Source organism: Actinotignum vesiculae (genome assembly GCF_051267215.1).
GTDB classification, from domain to species: Bacteria; Actinomycetota; Actinomycetes; order Actinomycetales; family Actinomycetaceae; genus Actinotignum; species Actinotignum schaalii.
This window is the reverse complement of the sequence record NZ_JBOZGG010000023.1, coordinates 1-19,088: the sequence shown is the minus strand read 5'-3', so window position 1 is coordinate 19,088 and position 19,088 is coordinate 1. Positions and strand designations below refer to the sequence as shown.

At 62.2% G+C, this 19,088-nt stretch carries 19 protein-coding genes and 1 tRNA gene; 4 read left to right on the top strand and 16 right to left on the bottom strand.

Annotation, left to right across the window (positions count from 1 at the left end; all coding sequences use genetic code 11):
• Positions 1–150: 150 nt before the first annotated feature.
• The 3 genes from ACRQHG_RS09275 to ACRQHG_RS09265 form a co-directional block, all read right to left on the bottom strand.
• Positions 151–232, bottom strand: a tRNA-Leu gene (locus ACRQHG_RS09275).
• Between the two features lie 103 nt (positions 233–335).
• Positions 336–806, bottom strand: coding sequence for a thioredoxin-dependent thiol peroxidase (gene bcp / locus ACRQHG_RS09270; protein WP_435713656.1), 471 nt, complete (start codon positions 804–806; stop codon positions 336–338).
• The gene (locus ACRQHG_RS09265) at positions 790–1,113 is read right to left on the bottom strand and encodes a hypothetical protein (protein WP_435713657.1); all 324 of its coding nucleotides are present in this window, start codon (positions 1,111–1,113) and stop codon (positions 790–792) included. The genes bcp and ACRQHG_RS09265 overlap by 17 nt, the downstream gene beginning before the upstream one ends.
• A gap of 129 nt (positions 1,114–1,242) precedes the next feature.
• On the opposite strand from ACRQHG_RS09265, the gene ACRQHG_RS09260 reads away from it, so the two are divergent.
• Positions 1,243–1,779, top strand: coding sequence for a DUF4916 domain-containing protein (locus ACRQHG_RS09260; protein ID WP_435720012.1), 537 nt, complete (start codon positions 1,243–1,245; stop codon positions 1,777–1,779).
• Here the strand turns inward: ACRQHG_RS09260 and rdgB are convergent.
• The 7 genes from rdgB to ACRQHG_RS09225 all read right to left on the bottom strand — a co-directional run bounded on the left by rdgB (position 1,776) and on the right by ACRQHG_RS09225 (position 6,125).
• On the bottom strand, positions 1,776–2,399 hold the full coding sequence (rdgB, locus tag ACRQHG_RS09255; RefSeq protein WP_435713658.1) for an RdgB/HAM1 family non-canonical purine NTP pyrophosphatase: 624 nt from the start codon (positions 2,397–2,399) through the stop codon (positions 1,776–1,778). The genes ACRQHG_RS09260 and rdgB overlap by 4 nt on opposite strands.
• Positions 2,390–3,181: a ribonuclease PH gene (gene rph, locus ACRQHG_RS09250; protein ID WP_284903449.1), complete on the bottom strand. Its 792-nt coding sequence runs from the start codon at positions 3,179–3,181 to the stop codon at positions 2,390–2,392. The genes rdgB and rph overlap by 10 nt, the downstream gene beginning before the upstream one ends.
• A gap of 119 nt (positions 3,182–3,300) precedes the next feature.
• Entirely contained in the window at positions 3,301–4,098 is a 798-nt protein-coding gene (locus ACRQHG_RS09245; RefSeq protein WP_435713659.1) for an MBL fold metallo-hydrolase, read from the bottom strand.
• Entirely contained in the window at positions 4,095–4,907 is an 813-nt protein-coding gene (gene murI, locus ACRQHG_RS09240) for a glutamate racemase (RefSeq protein ID WP_435713660.1), read from the bottom strand. The genes ACRQHG_RS09245 and murI overlap by 4 nt, the downstream gene beginning before the upstream one ends.
• Before the next feature lie 9 nt (positions 4,908–4,916).
• Positions 4,917–5,636, bottom strand: a complete 720-nt coding sequence (locus ACRQHG_RS09235) for a DUF2017 family protein (protein ID WP_435713661.1) — start codon at positions 5,634–5,636, stop codon at positions 4,917–4,919.
• Entirely contained in the window at positions 5,626–5,964 is a 339-nt protein-coding gene (gene clpS, locus ACRQHG_RS09230; protein WP_435713662.1) for an ATP-dependent Clp protease adapter ClpS, read from the bottom strand. Before clpS ends, ACRQHG_RS09235 begins: the two co-directional genes overlap by 11 nt.
• A gap of 23 nt (positions 5,965–5,987) precedes the next feature.
• Positions 5,988–6,125, bottom strand: a complete 138-nt coding sequence (locus ACRQHG_RS09225; protein WP_435713663.1) for a hypothetical protein — start codon at positions 6,123–6,125, stop codon at positions 5,988–5,990.
• Here ACRQHG_RS09225 and ACRQHG_RS09220 point away from each other — a divergent pair.
• On the top strand, positions 6,113–7,468 hold the full coding sequence (locus ACRQHG_RS09220; protein ID WP_435713664.1) for a nicotinate phosphoribosyltransferase: 1,356 nt from the start codon (positions 6,113–6,115) through the stop codon (positions 7,466–7,468). The genes ACRQHG_RS09225 and ACRQHG_RS09220 overlap by 13 nt on opposite strands.
• Positions 7,469–7,622: 154 nt before the next feature.
• Here the strand turns inward: ACRQHG_RS09220 and ACRQHG_RS09215 are convergent, their stop codons facing one another.
• From ACRQHG_RS09215 to ACRQHG_RS09205, 3 genes are all read right to left on the bottom strand, one after another.
• Positions 7,623–9,440 carry a DEAD/DEAH box helicase gene (locus ACRQHG_RS09215; protein WP_435713665.1) on the bottom strand — a complete coding sequence of 606 codons (1,818 nt, stop codon included), beginning with the start codon at positions 9,438–9,440 and terminating at the stop codon, positions 7,623–7,625.
• The gene (locus ACRQHG_RS09210) at positions 9,401–9,745 is read right to left on the bottom strand and encodes a DUF3039 domain-containing protein (protein WP_026429494.1); all 345 of its coding nucleotides are present in this window, start codon (positions 9,743–9,745) and stop codon (positions 9,401–9,403) included. Before ACRQHG_RS09210 ends, ACRQHG_RS09215 begins: the two co-directional genes overlap by 40 nt.
• 181 nt (positions 9,746–9,926) lie before the next feature.
• Positions 9,927–10,211 carry an HU family DNA-binding protein gene (locus tag ACRQHG_RS09205; protein ID WP_026429495.1) on the bottom strand — a complete coding sequence of 95 codons (285 nt, stop codon included), beginning with the start codon at positions 10,209–10,211 and terminating at the stop codon, positions 9,927–9,929.
• Between the two features lie 218 nt (positions 10,212–10,429).
• Between ACRQHG_RS09205 and mprF the strand changes: the two genes are divergently transcribed.
• Both mprF and ACRQHG_RS09195 read left to right on the top strand, forming a co-directional pair.
• Positions 10,430–13,207: a bifunctional lysylphosphatidylglycerol flippase/synthetase MprF gene (mprF, locus tag ACRQHG_RS09200; protein WP_435720011.1), complete on the top strand. Its 2,778-nt coding sequence runs from the start codon at positions 10,430–10,432 to the stop codon at positions 13,205–13,207.
• Entirely contained in the window at positions 13,207–13,677 is a 471-nt protein-coding gene (locus ACRQHG_RS09195) for a hypothetical protein (RefSeq protein ID WP_435713667.1), read from the top strand. The genes mprF and ACRQHG_RS09195 overlap by 1 nt, the downstream gene beginning before the upstream one ends.
• A gap of 53 nt (positions 13,678–13,730) precedes the next feature.
• Here the strand turns inward: ACRQHG_RS09195 and ACRQHG_RS09190 are convergent, their stop codons facing one another.
• The 3 genes from ACRQHG_RS09190 to ACRQHG_RS09180 all read right to left on the bottom strand — a co-directional run bounded on the left by ACRQHG_RS09190 (position 13,731) and on the right by ACRQHG_RS09180 (position 19,003).
• Positions 13,731–14,615, bottom strand: a complete 885-nt coding sequence (locus ACRQHG_RS09190; protein ID WP_435713668.1) for a class C sortase — start codon at positions 14,613–14,615, stop codon at positions 13,731–13,733.
• Between the two features lie 86 nt (positions 14,616–14,701).
• Positions 14,702–16,198: a SpaH/EbpB family LPXTG-anchored major pilin gene (locus ACRQHG_RS09185; RefSeq protein WP_435713669.1), complete on the bottom strand. Its 1,497-nt coding sequence runs from the start codon at positions 16,196–16,198 to the stop codon at positions 14,702–14,704.
• Between the two features lie 132 nt (positions 16,199–16,330).
• Positions 16,331–19,003, bottom strand: a complete 2,673-nt coding sequence (locus tag ACRQHG_RS09180; protein ID WP_435720010.1) for an MSCRAMM family protein — start codon at positions 19,001–19,003, stop codon at positions 16,331–16,333.
• Between the last annotated feature and the right edge of the window lie 85 nt (positions 19,004–19,088).

Below are 19,088 nucleotides of genomic sequence, written 5' to 3'. Positions count from 1 at the left end.
CGGTCTGAACATCCGTAAAGGCCGGATCGGGAGCTAACGACACGCCGTCATTAGACCCACTTTTTGTCTATTAACCCAATATCTGCGAACACAAATAAAACAGGGATGCGAGTTTTTATTGGCCATGATGTAGTGATGAGATAACAAGAGTGCGCACGAAGGGACTCGAACCCTTACGCCCAAAGGCACTGGAACCTAAATCCAGCGCGTCTACCAGTTCCGCCACGCGCGCGTACCGGTCTATCCTAGCGGATTTCCCGGTGTGAGAAAATTCGGAAAGCAACCGGAAGATCAGAAAGCCGGAGCCAGCGTTCCGGCCCCTTCACCTCTCCCGATTATTCGTCGATACCGAGATCGCGGCGCAGTCGCGCCACATGCCCGGTAGCTTTCACATTGTAGAAAGCCGCTGCCACGGTGCCGTCCGGATTGACCACCACGGTAGAGCGGCGCATTCCGGTAACCGTTTTACCCCAGTTTTGCTTTTCTCCCCAGGCGCCCCATTCGCTTGCCACGGCGTGATCCGGATCGGAGGCGAGCACAAAGTTGAGGCCTTGCTTCTCCCGGAATTTCTCCAGCGAAGTGAGCGAATCCGGGGAAACTCCCACCACGGCATAGCCAGCCGAGCGCAGGGAATTGAGGTTATCGCGGAAATCGCAGGCCTCGGTAGTACACCCTGGGGTATTGGCTTTCGGGTAGAAGTACACGATGACTCCGCGGGCGCCGTCGTTCATATGTTCAGAAAGACGGAAAGTTCCCGCGGTGCTGTCCAAAGTGAAATCCGGGGCACGATCACCAGAATTTAACATTATTTTCCTTCACAATAAGCACGGCCCACACGATAAGCATGGCGATACCAATCCCGAGGGGCCACAGGCCCAGGGGCGTGGGCGCGAACCACAGCATAAAAACCGCGCCGGCCCCGAATATCCACGGGCGTTCGCTCCAGTACCCGAGCCCGCACGCCACCGCTCCAACCGTTCCGAGCGCAAGAATCACTCCGTATTGCGGGAGGGCATTCCCGCTGATGGCGATATACCAGCCCACAGCGAGGGTGACCACGCCCAGCGTAAGAATGGCGAGGGCAAGGTAGTTGAGGTATCGAGCTTGGCGCATGCCACTCAGTCTAGCTTCCGCATGACGCGCCGCACCCCGCCCGCGCCGGCGCTCTACGCGAAAATGCAGATGTTTCGCGGGTAGCGTGGAGTGGTCCACGCGGGGGCGAAGCCCGGCAAAATTAAGAACATGAGTGAAGTCGACGCAGCTGATATGGGTCCGTGGCTCAGCCCCGAGGAACTCGAATTTGTCCGGCATAAGGTCCCGATGGTGTATGTGGATATTGTGCCGGTTCGTCTGGATGAAACCGGGCGGGTGATCGCTATCGGGATGCTGCTGCGTGCCGATTCTGAGGGGTTTTTGCGGGAGTTCCCCTCGGGGCGGGTGCTCTTCCACGAACCGGTGCGCGCCGCGCTTATCCGGCATATCGATAAAGACCTCGGTTCGGTGGCACTTCCTCAACTGCCGCCGTACCTGGCGCCCTTCACGGTCACCGAATACTTCCCCACTCCCGAACCGGAGGCCGGGTATTACGATGCGCGCCAGCACCGGGTAGACCTGGCTTATATCATCCCCATTCACGGGGATTGCGATCCGGGAAATGACTCGCTGGAATTCACCTGGTTCACACCCGGGGAGGCGCGCACCGCGGAGCTACAGGCGGAAATGTCCGATGGGCACGCCGCCCTCCTGCGCGCCGCCCTCGGCTATATTGGCCGCTGCTAACCTCGCTCGGCTAGCACCTGCACGAGCACCGGTGCCAGCTGGGCAAAGGCCTTGCCGCGGTGGGAGATAGCATCCTTTTCTTCCGGGCTCAGTTCCGCATTGGACCGGCTGTAACCTGCCGGCGCGAAGATGGGGTCATAGCCGAAGCCCCCGCTGCCGCGCTCGGCGGTGAGGAGGCTGCCCGGCATTTCGCCTTCGCGTACTTCCTCACGGCCCTCCGGGGTTACCAACGCGGCCGCGCAATGGAAATGAGCGCCCCGGTTCGCCGGGCCCACATCCGCGAGCTGGGCGAGAAGGAGCTGGCGGTTCGCGGCGTCGTCCCCGTGGTGACCGCTCCAGCGCGCCGAAAAAATCCCGGGCGCCCCTCCTAAAATATCCACGCACAGGCCCGAATCATCGGCGATAGCCGGAAGGCCGGTAGCCCGCGCGTAGGCCCGCGCTTTGATCAACGCATTTTGCGCAAAGGTGGTGCCATCCTCCACCGGTTCAGGAACCGCAAACTCCGCGCCGGAGACGAGCTCAATTTCCTGCAACCAGGGCGCCAGAATATTGCGAAGTTCCGTGACTTTATGGGCATTTCCGGTAGCGACGACGACGCGCCGCGGCTGCGCTACTTCCACTGGTCACCGCCGGTAAACACATCGCTACGTACCGGATTCTCCCCCTCGAAGAGCACCCGATGCTGGAGTTCACGAAGCTCACGGGTGCCCTTATCAGCCAGGTCAAGGAGAGCCCCAAGATCAGCGCGGTTGAAGGGATGATGCTCCGCGGTTCCCTGAACCTCCACGTAATCCCCGCTGCCCAGCGCCACGATATTCATATCGGTATCAGCGCGCACATCCTCTTCATACGGAAGATCGAGCCGCGGCTGGCCATCAATGATGCCCACCGAAACCGCGGAAACCGAGGTGGTGAGGACCGGGCGGCGCACCAACTTACGTGCCCGAGCCCAGGAGATGGCATCAGCCAGGGCCACAAAAGCGCCGGTAATGGCCGCGGTGCGAGTTCCGCCGTCGGCCTGCAACACATCGCAATCCAGGGTGATGGTGTTCTCCCCCAGGGCCTTCATATCAACGGCCGCGCGCAGGCTGCGGCCAATCAACCGCGAAATCTCATGGGTGCGGCCCCCGATTTTTCCGCGCACGGATTCGCGCGGGGAACGATCCGAAGTGGCGCGCGGAAGCATGGAGTATTCGGCGGTCACCCAGCCTTCTCCGCTGCCTTTGCGCCAGCGCGGCACCCCTTCTTCAAAGGAAGCAACACAGAGCACGGTGGTGCGCCCGAAGCGCACCAGCACACTGCCTTCCCCGGTCTCAAAATAGTGGCGGTCAATCGTGACAGGGCGCATCTCATCTACGGCGCGCCCGTCCGCTCGCGTGGCGCTGGAGTTCTTTTCAGTCATGCCTTAAGGCTACCGCGCCGTTACGACAGGAAAAATCCGGGTAGCCCGCTCGGTCTGCCGGTACCCGGCCCCGGAGTCTCGGAACCAGGCCCGTGCCCGCGGAGCCCCGCCAAGCCCGCTTAGATCCGGAAGGCTTCCCCGGCCCGCACGCAGGCCACCCGACCCTCGTATTCTTCCCGCGCCGCGGCCCGCACAGATTCCCGATCCGTCCACGGCTGGAGGTGGGTGAGGAGCATCTCATGGGCTCCGGCCTGCGCGGCCAGCGCCCCGGCCCGCGAACCGGTGAGGTGGATGCCGCGCACGGTATCCCGCCCATCCTCATAAGCACATTCGGAGAGGAGCAGATCGGCGCCGCGCGCCGCGGCGACGACGCCGTCGCACATATCCGTATCCCCCGTGAACGTGAGCACCACGTTCTCCCCGGGGCGCAGATCCGAGGGGCCGGTGATCCGGTAGGCGAAAGTTTCCACGGTGTGGAGGGCGGGGAAAGCCTGGATGGTCATCGGACCAATGCGGAAGGTATCCCCGGAGCGGACCTGGCGGAAGTCGAAAACGTCGTCGTAGGTTTCTTCCGGGCCGTCGTCGCCCAGTTGGCGGGCACGCCGCCGCGCATCCCCAGGACTGTACACCGCCACCCGGGGCAGCGGGCCGGACGGATGCCAGCGGCGGTAGACCTGCATCCCGATGAGGTCGGCGCAGTGGTCGGCGTGGAGGTGAGAAATCACCATGGCGTCCAGGAGCGCCGGGTCGGTATAGCGCAGCAGATGGCCCATGGCGCCGGGGCCGAAATCGAGCGTGAAGGTGTAGGTGCGCGGGGCACCGTTCGCGTCGATTCCCTCCGCCTGCACCAGGTAGGCCGAGGCGGGTGATTCCGGCCCGGACATCGAGCCGGAGCATCCAATGATCGTCAGTCTCATGCCGAGAGTTCCTCCGTAGATAGCACGGTTCCTACTTCCGGACCGAGGAATCTGCGGGCGAGGTGCCCGAAACTCACCGGGTCGCCGGTGGCGTAGAAGCGGCGCCGGGGGGTTCCCGGGCCGGCAAACATATCGCGGGTGGCTAGTTCGCGGTAGACATCGCGGGCGGTTTCATCCGCGGAGGACACGATGGTCACGTCCTCCCCCATGGTGTAGGAGATCACGCCGGCGAGCAGCGGGTAGTGGGTGCAGCCCAGCACCAGAGTATCCACCCCGGCCGCCCGCACCGGAGCGAGGTAGTGTTCGGCAACCGCCTGCACCTGCGCTCCGGCCGTCTGCCCCTGTTCCACCAGCTCCACGAACTGCGGGCAGGCCCGGGTGGTCAGTTCCAAATTCGGCGCGGCCGTAAAAGCATCCTGGTAGGCCCCTGATTCGATGGTGGCCGGGGTGGCAATCACCCCGATTTTCCCGTTCCGGGTGGCCCGCACCGCGCGGCGCACCGCCGGGCGAATCACTTCCAGCACCGGAATTCCCATCTCCGTGGCGAAACGCTGCCGAGCATCCGCGAGCGCGGCGGAGGTGGCGGAATTGCAGGCGATGACCAGCATCTTCACGCCGGAGCCCACCAGTTTCTCCATAATGTCCATGGCGTAGGCGCGTACCTCGGGAATGGATTTAGTGCCGTAGGGGCAGTGCGCGGTATCCCCGATATAGGTGATGGATTCGCCGGGGAGCTGGTCAATAATGGCGCGCGCGACCGTGAGGCCACCTACGCCGGAATCAAAAATACCAATGGGACGGGAATCCATACTGTCAAGTTACCGCCGCAGGTCCTTGTTCTGAATGGCAGTGATGAGTGAATCTTGCCACCACGCAATAATCACGTAGAGCACGCCGATCATGTCATCGGTGGTATCGATTTGGGGGCGCTCGGATTCCATAATGTCGAGCGCGCGGGAGGTCACGGCCTCAGATTCCGCCGCGGTGGTGATATCGCGGCGGGTGCCGAGCACGATGCGAATATCATTCGCGCCGGCCAGCCAAGCGCCGGCATCTTCATTACTCACCCATACAGCCTCGCTCGCCAGCGACGTGTAGAACACCAGCAGGTTGCAGATTTTTGTGTGGCAGACGGCGGATTCGGTAAGGGCGCGCAATTCGTCAGCGAGCTCGGGTTCCTCGGACATATCAGGCAGGAGCCGGGCAAGGGCGGTATCCATATTGTTCGCCGGGGTGTAGCAGCGTGTACTCTCCAGGTCGGCTAATTCGCGCTCGTAGGAGGCGAGCACATCGCTGGATTCTTCCACTCCGCGTGCGCTGTTACCGCGGGCGCCAGGTGCGTGTGCGGCGCCAGGTGCGTGCGCGGCGCCCGGCCCGGTTACGTCCGCGCCGCTTTCTTGCATTTCTTCGTCCAGGTTGTAGCCGAGCAGAGTTGCGACGTCGCGCGCAAGTCCCGCAAAAAGTTGCCGTTCGGTCGCATCAACGCTGGCACGGTAGCCGCCGCGGGCGGGGCGGAAGGGCAGCATATTATCTCCCACCTTCCGGTTCTTCTTCGATGGTGGCGAGCAGTCCGTAGGTGTGCATGGCCCGGGCGTCTGTTTCCATCTGCTCGCGAGGTCCGGTTGATACGACGGCGCGCCCGCGGGTATGGACCTCTAACATGAGGGTGAGGGCGCGGTCGGCCGAATGGCCAAAGTAGGATTGGAACACCCACTGCACATAGCGCATGAGGTTGATCGGATCATCGTGCACAACGGTGCGCCAGGCGCGGGCCGGGCCGGCGACCGCTTCGAAAAGCGTGAGGCTTTCGGTGCGGCTTGCCGGGCTACTGGCCCCTAAATCTTCAGGAGATGTGTGCGCGCTCATATCTCCATCCTAGTGCCAAGCGCTTATCGGCGCGGGGAATCATCCTCGGGTAGCTTCTGCCGGCGCGGCGAATCATCCTCGGCCAGCTCCCAGCGGCGCGGCCCATCATCCCCGGCCAGCTCAGGCGGGCGCGGGTAGACTCGGGCATATGAGTGTTTCAACTGCTTTGCTCACTGATATGTACGAGCTGACCATGGTGGATGCGGCCATGCAGTCGGGAAAGGCCCAACGACGGGCCGTTTTTGAGATTTTTGCGCGCCGGCTCCCGGGCGGGCGCCGCTACGGGGTGGTGGCCGGCACGGGCCGCCTCCTCGACGCCCTGAAGAATTTCCGCTTCGGGGAAGAAGAAATTGAGTACCTGCGCGCCAATAAGATCGTTTCCGATTCCACCCTGGAGTGGCTGCGCACCTTCCGTTTCTCCGGCGATATTTGGGGTTACGCGGAAGGTGAAATGTACTTCCCCGGTTCCCCCATTCTCACCGCGGTGGGCACCTTCGCGGAGTGCTGCGTGCTGGAAACCCTCGCGCTCTCTATTTTCAATTATGACTCGGCGGTGGCTACGGCCGCCTCGCGCATGACGATTGCCGCGCACGGGCGGCCCTGCGTGGACTTCGGGGCGCGCCGCACCCACGAACGCAGCGCGGTTTCCGCGGCGCGCGCGGCCTACATCGCCGGTTTCGTGGGCACCTCGGATCTGGAGGCCGGGCGCCAGTACGGGATTCCGGTTTCGGGCACCTCGGCGCATTCCTTCACCCTGGTCCACGATTCGGAACGCGAGGCTTTTGATACTCAGATCGCGGCCATGGGCACCGGCACCACGCTGCTGGTGGATACCTACAATATCGCGCAGGGCGTGGAGAACGCGGTGGCGGCCGGGCGCGCGGCCGGCGGTGAAATCGGCGCGGTGCGTATCGATTCGGGTGATTTGATCGCCACCGCCTTCAAGGTACGTGAGCAGCTGGATCGCCTGGGTGCCACCTCCACGAAGATCACCGTCACCTCGGATCTTGATGAGTACGCGATCGCGTCCCTCAATTCCGCCCCGGTGGACGGCTACGGGGTGGGCACCCGCCTGGTCACCGGCTCGGGGGTTCCCACCGCGCAAATGGTCTACAAGCTGGTCCAGCGCGAAGGCGCGGATGGCCGCCCCGAGGAGGTCGCCAAGGCTTCGGAGAATAAGGCGTCGGTGGGCGGGCTCAAGGTTGCCGGGCGCTTGGAAAGCGGCGGGCACGCCACCGAGGAGCTCGTGGTGAGCGCCTCGAGTTTCACCGAGGGCCTGGCCTACCTGGAGAAACAGGGCGCCCGCCCGCTCCAGGTCCACCTGGTGAAAGCCGGCACCATCGACGAACGCTACTGCGGCACGGAAGTCCTCTCCGCCGCCCGCCTGCGCCACGACACCTCGCGCGACGCCCTCCCCTACGACGGCTGGCGCCTCTCCGCCGGGGAACCCGCGATCCCCACCCGCATGGTGGATATTTTCCCGGGCGACGACGCCGCGGCTTAATTCCCGATCGCCTTCTTGCTCGCTGCGGCTAGTTGCACTGGCCGCAGAGGCAGGCGGCAGTGCGAAGCGTGCGGTCGCCCGCGCGTAACCAAGCAGGCGGCGCGTAACCAAGCGGCACGCGCCTACCGGCGCTGGTTCGCCGCGGCCCAAGCGCTTAGCGCTGGCCCACGAACCAGCGCCGCAGTGTTTTCACGCGCGCTTCGATCTGGTCGGCACTCGCCCGCGCCACTTCTGGGCCCCCGCAGGCCCGGCGCAGCTCGGTGTGAATAAGGGCGTGCGGATCCCCGGTTTTCTTCGCCCAGGCCGCCACCAGCTGGGTGAGTTCCTTGCGGGCGGTACGCCGGCGGGTGAGCTCATCGGTGCCCGGGGCCGGGCGCTGGGTGCGGGCCTTTTTCGCCTGTTCGGCCTGGTGGGCGCGCAGCAGCGTCGTCACTTCTTCGGGCTCCAGCAGCCCGGGAATCCCTAGGAAATCAGCTTCTTCTTCCGAACCGACAGCCGCCCCGAGCCCGAATTCACCGCCGTCGAAGAGCGCCCTATCGAAAAGCGCCCCCGATTCCAGGGCTTCGTAGCCCGGGCCCTCCAGTTCCTCACTGGCCTTGTCTTCCCGGTTGGCGGCCTCCAACAGGTCATCATCCCAACCGGCCACCTCCGCCTGTTTCGAAATGGCGTGGTCGCGTTCTTTTTCCATCTGGGCGGCCAGCTCCAGGAGCACCGGCACGGACGGCAAAAACACGGTGGCGGTTTCCCCGCGCCGCCGGGCCCGCACGAAACGCCCGATCGCCTGCGCGAAATAGAGCGGCGTGGAAGCAGAGGTGGCATAGACCCCCACCGCCAGGCGCGGCACGTCCACCCCTTCGGATACCATCCGCACCGCCACCATCCACCGCGAATCCGAATCCGCGAAGGTCGCGATTTTTTCGTTCGCGCCGGCATCATCGGAGAGCACCACGGTGGGTGCTTCCCCGGTGATCTCGGTGAGGATCTGCGCGTACGCGCGGGCATCCTTCTGGTTCGAAGCAATCACCAGCCCACCCGAATCAGGTAGCGAGCGGCGCACCACCGTGAGGCGTTCGTTCGCGGCGGAAAGGACCTCCGGGATCCACTCCCCGCCCGGGTTGAGGGCGGTGCGCCACGCCTGCGCCGTCATATCTTTGGTGAGTGGCTCGCCCAGGGTTGCCGCCACCACATCCCCCTGCTTGGTTTGCCAGCGCACCTGCCCGGAATAGGACAGGAAAATAACCGGCCGAACCACCCCGTCGCGCAGCGCCTGGGCGTAGCCGTAGGTGTAATCGGCTTTGGAGCGCAGGTTCCCGTAGCCGTCCGGTTCGTAGGTCACGAAAGGAATGGGTGAGGTATCCGAGCGGAAGGGCGTGCCGGTGAGGGCCAGGCGGCGAGTGGCCGGGGTGAAAGCCTCGCGGATGCCATCCCCCCAGGAGAGAGCATCCCCGCCGTGGTGAATCTCGTCCAGAATCACGAAGGTGGGGCGGGCACTGGTGCGTTCGCGATGCAGGGCCGGGTTAGCGGCCACCTGGGCATAGGTCACGCACACCCCGTTGAAGAAGGAACCTTCGGTGCGCTGGGCGTTCGTGAAATCGGCATCCAGCTGAATACCCACGCGGGCCGCGGCCTGCGCCCACTGTGTTTTCAGATGTTCGGTAGGGCAGACCACCGTGATGGTGCGCGCCTCGTGGCGCGCCAGCATTTCGACGGCGACGCGCAGCGCGAAGGTAGTTTTACCCGCACCGGGGGTAGCTACCGCGAGGAAATCCCGGGGCATGCGCTCCAGGTAGAGGCGCAGCGCTTCGGCCTGCCAGGAGCGCAGACTCGAAGTGGTTCCCCAGGCCGCGCGGGCCGGGAAAGCCGGAGGGAGATTCGAAGCGGCAGAAACGGAAGGGGTATGCGGGGTGGAAGCGGGAATCGAGCGGTGCAGACTCACTTGCCACTTCCCGGCACGTCCGGCCCGAAGGGCCATCCGGAGCCTTGGTTGCCCATCTGTTTGCGGATTTCCTTGCAGGTGGGGCACACCGGGTAGCGATCCGGGTTGCGCGAAGGAATCCAAATCTTCCCGCACAGCGCCACCACCGGCTGGCCGTACACGGCGGAAGCCATAAGGCGGTCCTTACGCACGTAATGGGAAAAACGCTCCTCATCACCGTGGGAAAGGCGTTCTTCGGTGCGTTCCAGCACCCCGACGGATTGCTGAGATTCCGTGGCCGGGCCGGCCGGGGCCGATGGCGCGCCCGGAGTTCCTAAAGGATCGGGAAGGGAAGTACTCATGGGCTCTATTGTACGGCCCGCGCCGGTGTGGGGAAGCCGCCGCCAGAAAGCCGCACCAGGCACCGCACGTGGGAAGCGACAGTCCCCGGAGCCCGGCAGCGCCGTCGTACCTCAACACGCCCGCACACAAGAATCGCCTCCCCGGAAAAACCGAGGAGGCGATACTCACAAGCAACTCAGGCTACTTGTTGGACACAGCCTTCTTGAGGTTGGATCCAGCCGAGATCTTCACGCCGAAACCGGCGGGAATCTCGATTTCTTCACCGGTGCGGGGGTTGCGGCCCTTGCGGGCGGCGCGCTCGGTGCGCTCCACGGAGAGCAGGCCGGTGATCTTCACGGCTTCGCCCTTGGAAAGCGAATCGACGAGCACTTCCTGGAGCGCGGCGATCGCCTTATCGGCATCGGACTTGGACAGGCCGGAACGGTCGGCGATAGCTGCGATGAGCTCTGTGCGGTTAACGGACATGAAAATACCTCTCGATATCTGTTCAGGTACATGGCTCATAAGAACCACTAAGCAAAAATGTAGCGGAAACTGGCGCCAAAGTGAGAATTTTCTGCGAAATCGCCGCGTGTCGGTTAAGACATACATCACAACTCCCACCAATTTGCACAGTTGTCACAGGATTTGCGCACCCGAACCGCCCCGGCGCGGCCGGCACGAATGCCTGGCTTAAGGGCATAATGAGTACGGTTCAGGATGCCCCCGGGCCGGTCAGCGCCGCGAAAGTGAGCACGCGGGCCGGGGCGTCGTCGTCGAAGAAAGGTTCCCCGGTGTCGCGACTTGTCGCCTTCATCCGCTCCCACCCCCGCCCCTTCAAAATCGCTTTCTACGTGCTGGTGATCGCCGGTGTGGCGGCCGTGGCTCACAGCCAGCTCAAGGAGCTGAGCGGTGAACAGATGGCGAAAGTGCTCAGCTCGACACCTCCGATTATCCTCGTGGAGCTGGTGGCCCTCGGTTTTCTGACTTTTACCGCCACCGGTATTTATGACATCTTCGCCTCCCGGCATTTCGGGGTGGAGATCCCGGTGGGCACGGCCGCGAAAATCGGGTGGATCGCCCAGGCTTTCAATAATTTCGCGGGGCTGGGCGGGCTGACCGGCGGGGCGATTCGCTCGCGCTACTACAAGCGGGCCGGGGCCTCCACGAAAGCCGCCGTGGACGCGAGCGTGGCGGTATGGGCCGCGAACCTCCTCGGGCTGTTCGCCATGCTGCTCGCCACCCTCCCCTTCGCCTTCCGCTACGACGGGCGTTTCCTGGTGGTACCCGTGGTGGCCTGCCTGTATATCCCGGTGTATTTCCTGGCTGGCAAGGTGCATTTCTGGAAGATTGACCTGCGCACCACCGCTATCGGCACCCAGAATTTCCGGCAGAAACTCCAGATGCTTGTTGCTTCCGTGGCGGATTGGCTGGCCGCGGCGGTGTTCTTCTGGATTTGCGTGCGCACCTTCCTGGGTGAGGTTTCTTTCGTGCAGGCGGTATTTGTGTACGCCACCGCCACCCTGGTGGGCCTGCTCAGCTTTATCCCGGCGGGCCTGGGGACTTTCGATCTCACCGTTATTGTGTTCTTCCAGCACCTCGGTTTTGATTCGTCGACCCTGGTGCTCGCGATTATCGTGTACCGCGTCACCTACTACGCGCTGCCGTGGCTGGCCGCCACCGTGTACTGGCTGGCCGAATACGCCTACCCTCGCCTGGGCTTGGAGGATCGCGATAAGCGCGAACGTTGGCTCATTAACGCGCTTTCCACCGGCGTGGTGATTCTGGGGATTTTCTCTATCGTCAATGCTTTCGCGCCTTCCTTTTATGCGCGGGTGGCGCTGCTGCATGTGTTCCTCCCCCACGAAATGATTCGCTCCTCGCGTATCGTTTCGCTGCTGGTGGGGATTATGCTGCTGATTCTGGCGCGCGGGGTGCGCCAGCGGGTGAGCCGCATTTTCCCGATTATTTTGATTCTGCTGGGCGTGGCTGCGGTGGCATCCGTGGCGCGCGGGCTAGATACCGGCGCAATTATCGTCATTATTCTTTTCGCGATTTTGCTCTACCTGGCGCGCGGGGCTTTCAACCGTGACCCGCTCCCCTTTGAATGGCGTTCTTTCGCTTTTTCCGCGGTCATCGCGGTGGGGATCCCGCTCGGGATTTTCGCCTGGCGCTGGATTCACGGGGCTCCGCAGGCGCACGTGTACCCCACTGCCCACGCGCTGCTCACCGGGGTGAGCATGATCTGCTTCGTTTCCCTTATTTCCCTCGCGTTGCTTTTCTCGCGTTCGCGCGCCCCGCATTTTGAGCTGCCCACCCCGGATGACGTGCATCGTTTCGAAACGTTCATGAGCGAGCACAATGCCGGCAACGCCTTCACGCATCTTTTCTACCTGGGCGATAAGCAGGTCTTTTATTCTTCGAACGGGCGCGCGGCGCTGCTCTACCGCCCCTACCGTTCCTCCATGCTGGTGCTCGGCGATCCCTTCGGGGACGAAGCCTCCTTCGAGGAACTTTTCGAAGAATTCGTGACCTACGCCGATGAGCACGGCTGTTCGGTGGCGATTTACGAGATCGCGGATATTTACCTGGGTGCCTGCGCGAATATCGGTTTCTCCTTCGTGAAAATCGGGGAGGATGCCACCGTGGACCTGGCCACCTACTCCAATGTGGGTAATAAAGGCAAGGTGTTCCGGCGCATGCGCAACCGCATGGGCGAAAAAGGCACGCATTTCGAGGTGCATTTCCCGCCCTACACTCCCGACTTCATCGAGGAACTGCGCGAGGTTTCGGATGCTTGGCTGGGCAAACGTTCCGAAATGGGCTTCTCCCTCGGTTTCTTTGATGCGTCCTATATTGGCCGCACCCCGGTGTTGCTGGTGCGCGGGGAGGAACGTATCGAAGGTTTCGCGAGCCTCATGCCGATGGCGCCGGGGGTTGCGTCCGTGGACCTCATGCGTATTCGCCCCGACGCCCCGGGCGGCACCATGGACGGCATTTTCGTTTCGCTGATTGAATGGGCGAAAGAAAACGGCTACACCCACGTGAACCTGGGGATGGCGCCCATGTCTAATACGGGCACCACGCGTTTCTCGCGGGCGCGCGAAAAGGTGGTGCGCGTGATCTACGATTTCGGCGACCGCCTCTACAATTTCAAGGGCTTGCGTTCCTACAAGGAAAAGTTCAAACCGCGCTGGCAGTCCCGCTATCTTGCGTACACAGGCACGACGGCTCTCACCCCCACCATCTTGGGACTCCTCGATGTGATTCAGCATCCGGATCGCAGCCGCGGGGCGATTCCGCTGCAATGGAGCCTGCCCGCGCCCTGCCCTAGTGAGGGCGACGACGCCGCAGCTGCCGTTCCGGCAGCTGATACTCAGGCCGCGCGTAATATGGCTACCGTGGGCAATGGCGCTGGCGGGGGCGATGTAGCTTCCACGAATGCTGGCGCCGCCACGAAGCCTGGAAAGAAAGGTGCGTGATGGCGAAGCGGCCCTCGATGCGTAATCCGGAAACGCCTATGGACGAATGTGGCACGGTGGTGCTGCGCCGGGCTACCCAGAATGTGCACAGCAAGCTGGTGGCTGATCCGGAGCGGCATAAATCCGAGCTCGCGGCGGCTGAGCGGCGCGATGCGGATGATCAGGTGCGTGAGCTTTTCCCGGATGCCCGGATTTGGTACTTGGAGGCGCGGCCGAGTCACTACCGGTTGAAGGCAGCCGGCTTCTTTGTGCTGAGTGTGCTGGATCTGGATGTGTACCGCGGCTGGTTGGACGGGCCCCATCCGCGTGCTTTCTACCTGGTGGAACAGGGCCGGCTCCAGCTACTGGTGCGGGTCAATGATTTTTATCTTGACGCGATTGCGCTTCCTTCCCCGCCCGCGCCGGTGAGCAAGCGGCGTTTCACCATCGGGCGGGATGAGTTTCTGCGCGATGAAGAGGAACTGGCTTAGCTGAACGGGAGGGGTGCTGAGTGGTACCCCTCCCGTTTGCTGTGCCGCAGGCGTTATGCTTCCGGACTCGCGGCGTTGTTCTTAGCGCGGCGGCGTTCTTTCCACGTCATGCGCCCGAGCACCCCGATGGTGCCCAACACAGCCACGCCGTAAGCAACGGCGAACCACGGGAAGCGCGGCAGATCCGAGGGCTTATTCGCTGCTTTCACGTCTGCTACCGGGGTGGGGATAATGCGCTCCCCCGTGACCAGAATGCGATGGGAGTTGATGCCGAGCGGGGTGCAGGTCACCAGGGTGACGAGGTCTTTTCCTTCTTCTACCCGCAGGGTATCGGTGTCCTCCGGGGCCACCACTTTAGTATCCCGGACGCGATAGGTGAGTACGTCCCCGAATACTTCGATGGTGAAGGTATCCCCCACATTGACCTTATTGAGGTCGGTGAACATGCGGGCGTTGGCAAGGCCGCGGTGCGCGGTGATGACAGCGCGGGTGCTCGGCCCGCCTACCGGCAGCGAGGTGCCTTCCAGGTGGCCGGCCGCGCGGTTGAGGACCTCATCTGAGGTGCCGTGGTAGACGGGTAGATCAACGTCAATATTCGGGATGCGGAGCCGAGCCATGAGGCCGTCAGAATCCGCGGCAAGAATTTTTTCGTAAGGCCAGATGCCGTCCGCGGCGGTGGTGTCGCCGGTGCCGGTGGCTTTACGTTCGTTGGCTTCCAGGATTGCGCCGGCGTTGAATGCTTCGTTATAGGCGTGCGCAGCGGCAAGCTGGGTTTCTTTATCGGGCTGGGCGGTGGCGATTTGATCGGAGTACGCGCCGGTGATTTTGGATTGCTCGTATTGGGAGAGCCAGGCGGCGGCATGCGGGTACACCAGTAGGGTGAGGCCGAGGATAACGAGGAGCCCGATGAGGTAGGGCAGCAGCAGGTTTTTCTTCATGAGATACAGACCCGGGTGGGGAGGTACCAGATGGCACCTCCCCACCCGTTCGGTAGGCCGCGTAGGTTACGCGGTCAGTTCTGTGCTTAGGCGTTCACCGCGCGGTTGCGGCGAACCTGAGCGACGGTCAAGCCACCAGCAGCACCCAGCAGCGCGAGGCCACCCAGGGTGAGCATGAGCTGGCCGGCAGCACCGGTCAGCGGCAGGTTCGGGCCGTCATGTTTGGTGTTGTCGATGGTGTATTCGACCTGAGTCGACTTACCCTTCTTGACGTTAACTTCCTTCACCTCGGTGCTGATCACGTAACCGGCCGGAGCCTTGGTTTCCTTGAGGTAGAAGGTCTTCTGGTCAGCATTGCCCAGGACGAGGCCGACGAAACGGATCTCGCCATTTGCATCAGACGTTGCAGTCGCAACGGCATTCTGACCCTTAGTAGCATCGTCATTCGTCGCGTAAACCGCGAATTCCGCATCCTTCAGCGGCTTCTGGTTGTCCTTGTCACGCTTGAGGACGAGGAGGTCACCGACCTTGACGGGACGGTCGCTCGTGGTCGTGTTAGTACCCGGGTTGTATTCATTGACAAGAGGACCGAAGGAGTTGGGGATTTCGCCACCCTCGGGAAGCCCGGTGATCTTGGTGGTGAGTTCCACCTTGAATTCCTGGCCCGCCTGAACCGTGGCGAGGCGTTCGGCACTGAGCTGGATGGTTACTTTCTGACGATCAGCGACATCATCATCAGCCTTGACCGCCGGATCAAGGGTAACAGTGTAGTCAGTGTTCTCGGTGAGGGTTTCGGTACCGAGGGTAACCTTGGCGCTCACGTACTTCAGGTGCGGATCCAGAAGATCTTCGATGCCAACCTTGGTGTAGGTTTCCTGAACGCCCTGAGCGTTCACACCGAGGGCCGGCACTTCGTACTTGATTTCCCACTTGACATCGTCGCCGACCTTCTTGGCAGCTTCGTCCTTCAGGGTCTTGGAGCCGTCATCAGACACGGTGTTCTTCGGGTAAGCGTGAACGTCGTAGAGCCATTCAGCCTTGTTGTTCACCTTCGAGGGGAAGGGGATCGAGACGAAGAAAGGCTGGGCCTTCTTGATCACCTTGTGAGGACCGGTGCTACCTTCGCGAACGAGGTATACACCAGCCTTGAGACCGGTGAACGCAGCGACGCCACCGTCAGCGGTGGTCTTCTTCGTTTCATTGGTCTCAACCGCAACGTCTGCACCGTTGTAGGTGACCTTCTTAGTGTTCTCGTTGTACTGAAGCTGGGAAATCTTCTGCCAGTCTTCAGGCTTCGTGAGATCGACGCCGGTTACCTTCTGGAGAATGAACTCCACGCCGTCCATGGACTTAGCGGTCGGCGGCACATCAGCGATGGGCTGTCCGTTATTTTCCTTGTTCCAGGCAGGATTTTCGTACTTGTGGACCGTGATAGAACCGGCCTTATTAAGATCCGGATTGCCAAGCGTATCTTCGGCGGCCGGAACAGCGTGGGCCCCGGGTGCGAGCACCAGACCGGCCGCGCCGAGGAGGGCGGTGATCAGGGCGGCGAGCACCGCGCGGATAGATTTCTTCAGCTGCATGGTAGTCCTCTCCGTGATTGCAGCACATATTGCTTCAATTAGTTGTGTGGTTATATTTGCCCGAAGGGCGGCGGTAACTACGCGGTGTTACCCGCGCAGATAGTTCTCAGTGGTTGAGCCTTTATTCCACGCTCACCCCCGGTTTCGCCGTCTGATCATCACGATGCTCACCAGGAGCACAGCTCCCCCGAGCACCGCGAAACCTGCCGTGCGGAACGCGCTATCACTCCACCCACCGGTGAGTGGGAGCGGCGGTGCCTCACGAAGCTTGTTATAAATCGCGCCAAGATTCAGTTCCACGGGCTCGTTACGATCATTCGTGACCGTGGTGGCGCCCACCTCCACGGTTTTCACCTCGGTGGTCTTCACGTAGCCCAGCGGCGCGGTCTTTTCTTCCAGGGTGTAGGTACCCCAGGGAACGTTTTCCAAGCGCAGCTTGCCCGGGCGCGGATCCTGATCCTGCCAGAGCTGGGTAGCCGGGCACGCCTGCGCGCTCTCCCCCACGCAATCGCTTACCTCGACAGGCTGCCCATGTTGATCACGCACCGTCCAGACGGATCCCTTGAGGAACTTCTCGGATCCGGTTTCCTTTTTCTCCCAGACGATGGTGCCACGCACGCGAGGATTCTTAATGGTGACCACAGGATTCTGCTGCGCCGTCGTTACTACCTGCGGCGCGCCAGCGGGCCTATACCCGCGCGGCGCGGACTTTTCATCCACCACGTAGCGCGTTCCGACCCGCAGATCATCCCAGCTGGCCTGGCCATTCGCACCGGTGGTGCGCTCGCCCTGGCGCGGCTCACCGGCATCGCAGCGTCCGTTGCCATTTGTGTCCTCGCACAGGTCGAAAACAGCTCCGGCCAGCGGATCGCCATCATCCCCATCCTGCTTCTCGATGGTCAAGGAGGTCACCTTGGGGCTATTCGTCACCGAACACGCCAGGTTACCACTCACTTTGGGTCCTTTTACCTCAGCCGTGAATTCGCCGTTGGCTTCCCTCTGGTTACTTACAGGAACCGATTTCCCATTCTTGTCCGTGCAGCTCCACTCTTTGTTGTAGTCGCTGAGGGACGATGCCGACCCATTCGCCATTTTCTCCTTGAGCACATACACGCGCCCCGGTCCTCGCAACAACGTAGACGTAGCCTTTTGGAGACCAGTGGTTTCGCCCTTCGTCGTCATAGATTGAGAGAAAATACCGTCCCGGTCACTGCCGTCGGGATTCTTGCCCGGATCCTTTTCCTCGACACTCACCGTGAACTGGTCGCGGTCATTCAGACGCTTGGTGATGTCTTTCGCGGCGGTAATCGTAGCAAGATCCGCGCAGCCTTCCAGGTCAACAATTTTTTGATCGGACCACTGTCCGTTGTACAGATCATCATCCGCACCATCAGGCGTCTTGAAGACCGGGAGACCATGGTTCTTCACTTCACCAGTAACGATGTCAACCTCATAAATGGCACTGCGCGCGAAACCACCCCGCCCGTCGGAGGCACCCGGGTTCTGGCCGCTATAAATCCCTGAGATGTAGAACGAACCGTTGGGCCCGGCCGCTAGCCCACCGGGCTCAAACATCATGACGTTCATATGGAAGGACCGGACGAGCTGGGCCGGCAACTCCGGGAAATTCTTATTGCGGATTGTGTTGAGGTTGATCTGCGGGTTGCGGGCATTATTCGCGGTCGCGTACTGGCCAGCAGCAACGGCCTTCTCATAAGCCTTCTGGAAGGCATTGGCGTCAATGCGGTCAATACGCATCTGGGTCAGGCCGGAAAAATCGCGCCCCCGGTTATTGAGACGCCCCTCCGCAGAACCCGCGAGAAGATAAAGATTGCCGTCCTTATCGAAAATCATGTCAGAAAAAACTGTCGAGGACAGGCTACTAGCGCTCACATAACCAAGAGTGACCAGGCGCCGATTCGCCGGGTCGAACACCATGAGCTTGCGCTTGGACTCGTAATTGGGACCCGCTTTCGCCACATCACCAATCAGGACATACTTACCGTCCGGGGACATCGTGCCACCCTTGATCGGCATTTGCGGGTTGATGATCTGGTAGCGCTCAAGGTTTTGGTAACCCGTATCCCCCGTATTGGATATACGCCCATGGCTAATCCACGTAGTCGGGTTCGTTCCGGGCTGAGTGGAACCTTGCAGCTCGGTATGCCACATGGAGCCGTCCGCGGCGATGGCCAGGCCGTCGTAGCCGAGGTTGCGGCCAGCACCGGTATCCTTCTTCCATTCCACGCGACCCACGAGCTCCGAGCCCAGAGTGCCATTCGCATTCACATAAAGGAAGTTGATTTCGCCCTTGCCCGAGCTCATGGAATAAAAACCACGGCCGGTGCACTGGTGCATACCGGTAGGCCGCACATTGCGCGGCGCGAAGCGGCTCGGCGGCGCAGCGAGCAGGCTGGCCGAACCATCCCGCGGGGTGCCTTCCGGCTGTTCCAGAATTCCGAGCTGTTCGCGCCAGCTCTTCTGCGCCCGGTCCAGCGGGGTGGTGGCATCGGTTGCGCCCGCAGCGTTCGGATCGGCATCCGGTGCCGGGGTGGTTTCTTCGTTGCTCTCTGTTGTTGCGGCGCCTTCTTCGGTCGCGCCTTCTTCTGTGGTGTCTGTTTCGGTGGAGTCCGACGGCGCAGCCGGGCTGGCGGGCTCAGGCTGCGCAGGATCCCCGGCGGCGATGCCGGGTTCCGGAGCTTCCGAGGTGGGCTGATCGCTGGCATCTTGAGCGGTGACGATGCCAGGGGTGGGATGAGGCGCCGGGGTGCCCGAAAATGGGAGACCCGTGGCATGGCTGGTCATGAGTGCGGCCAGAGTGTGTCAAGTTGTTTGTGTGTGAGCATTGTTTATAAATACTTATTAAACCGGTCAGGGTAGGCCACGGACA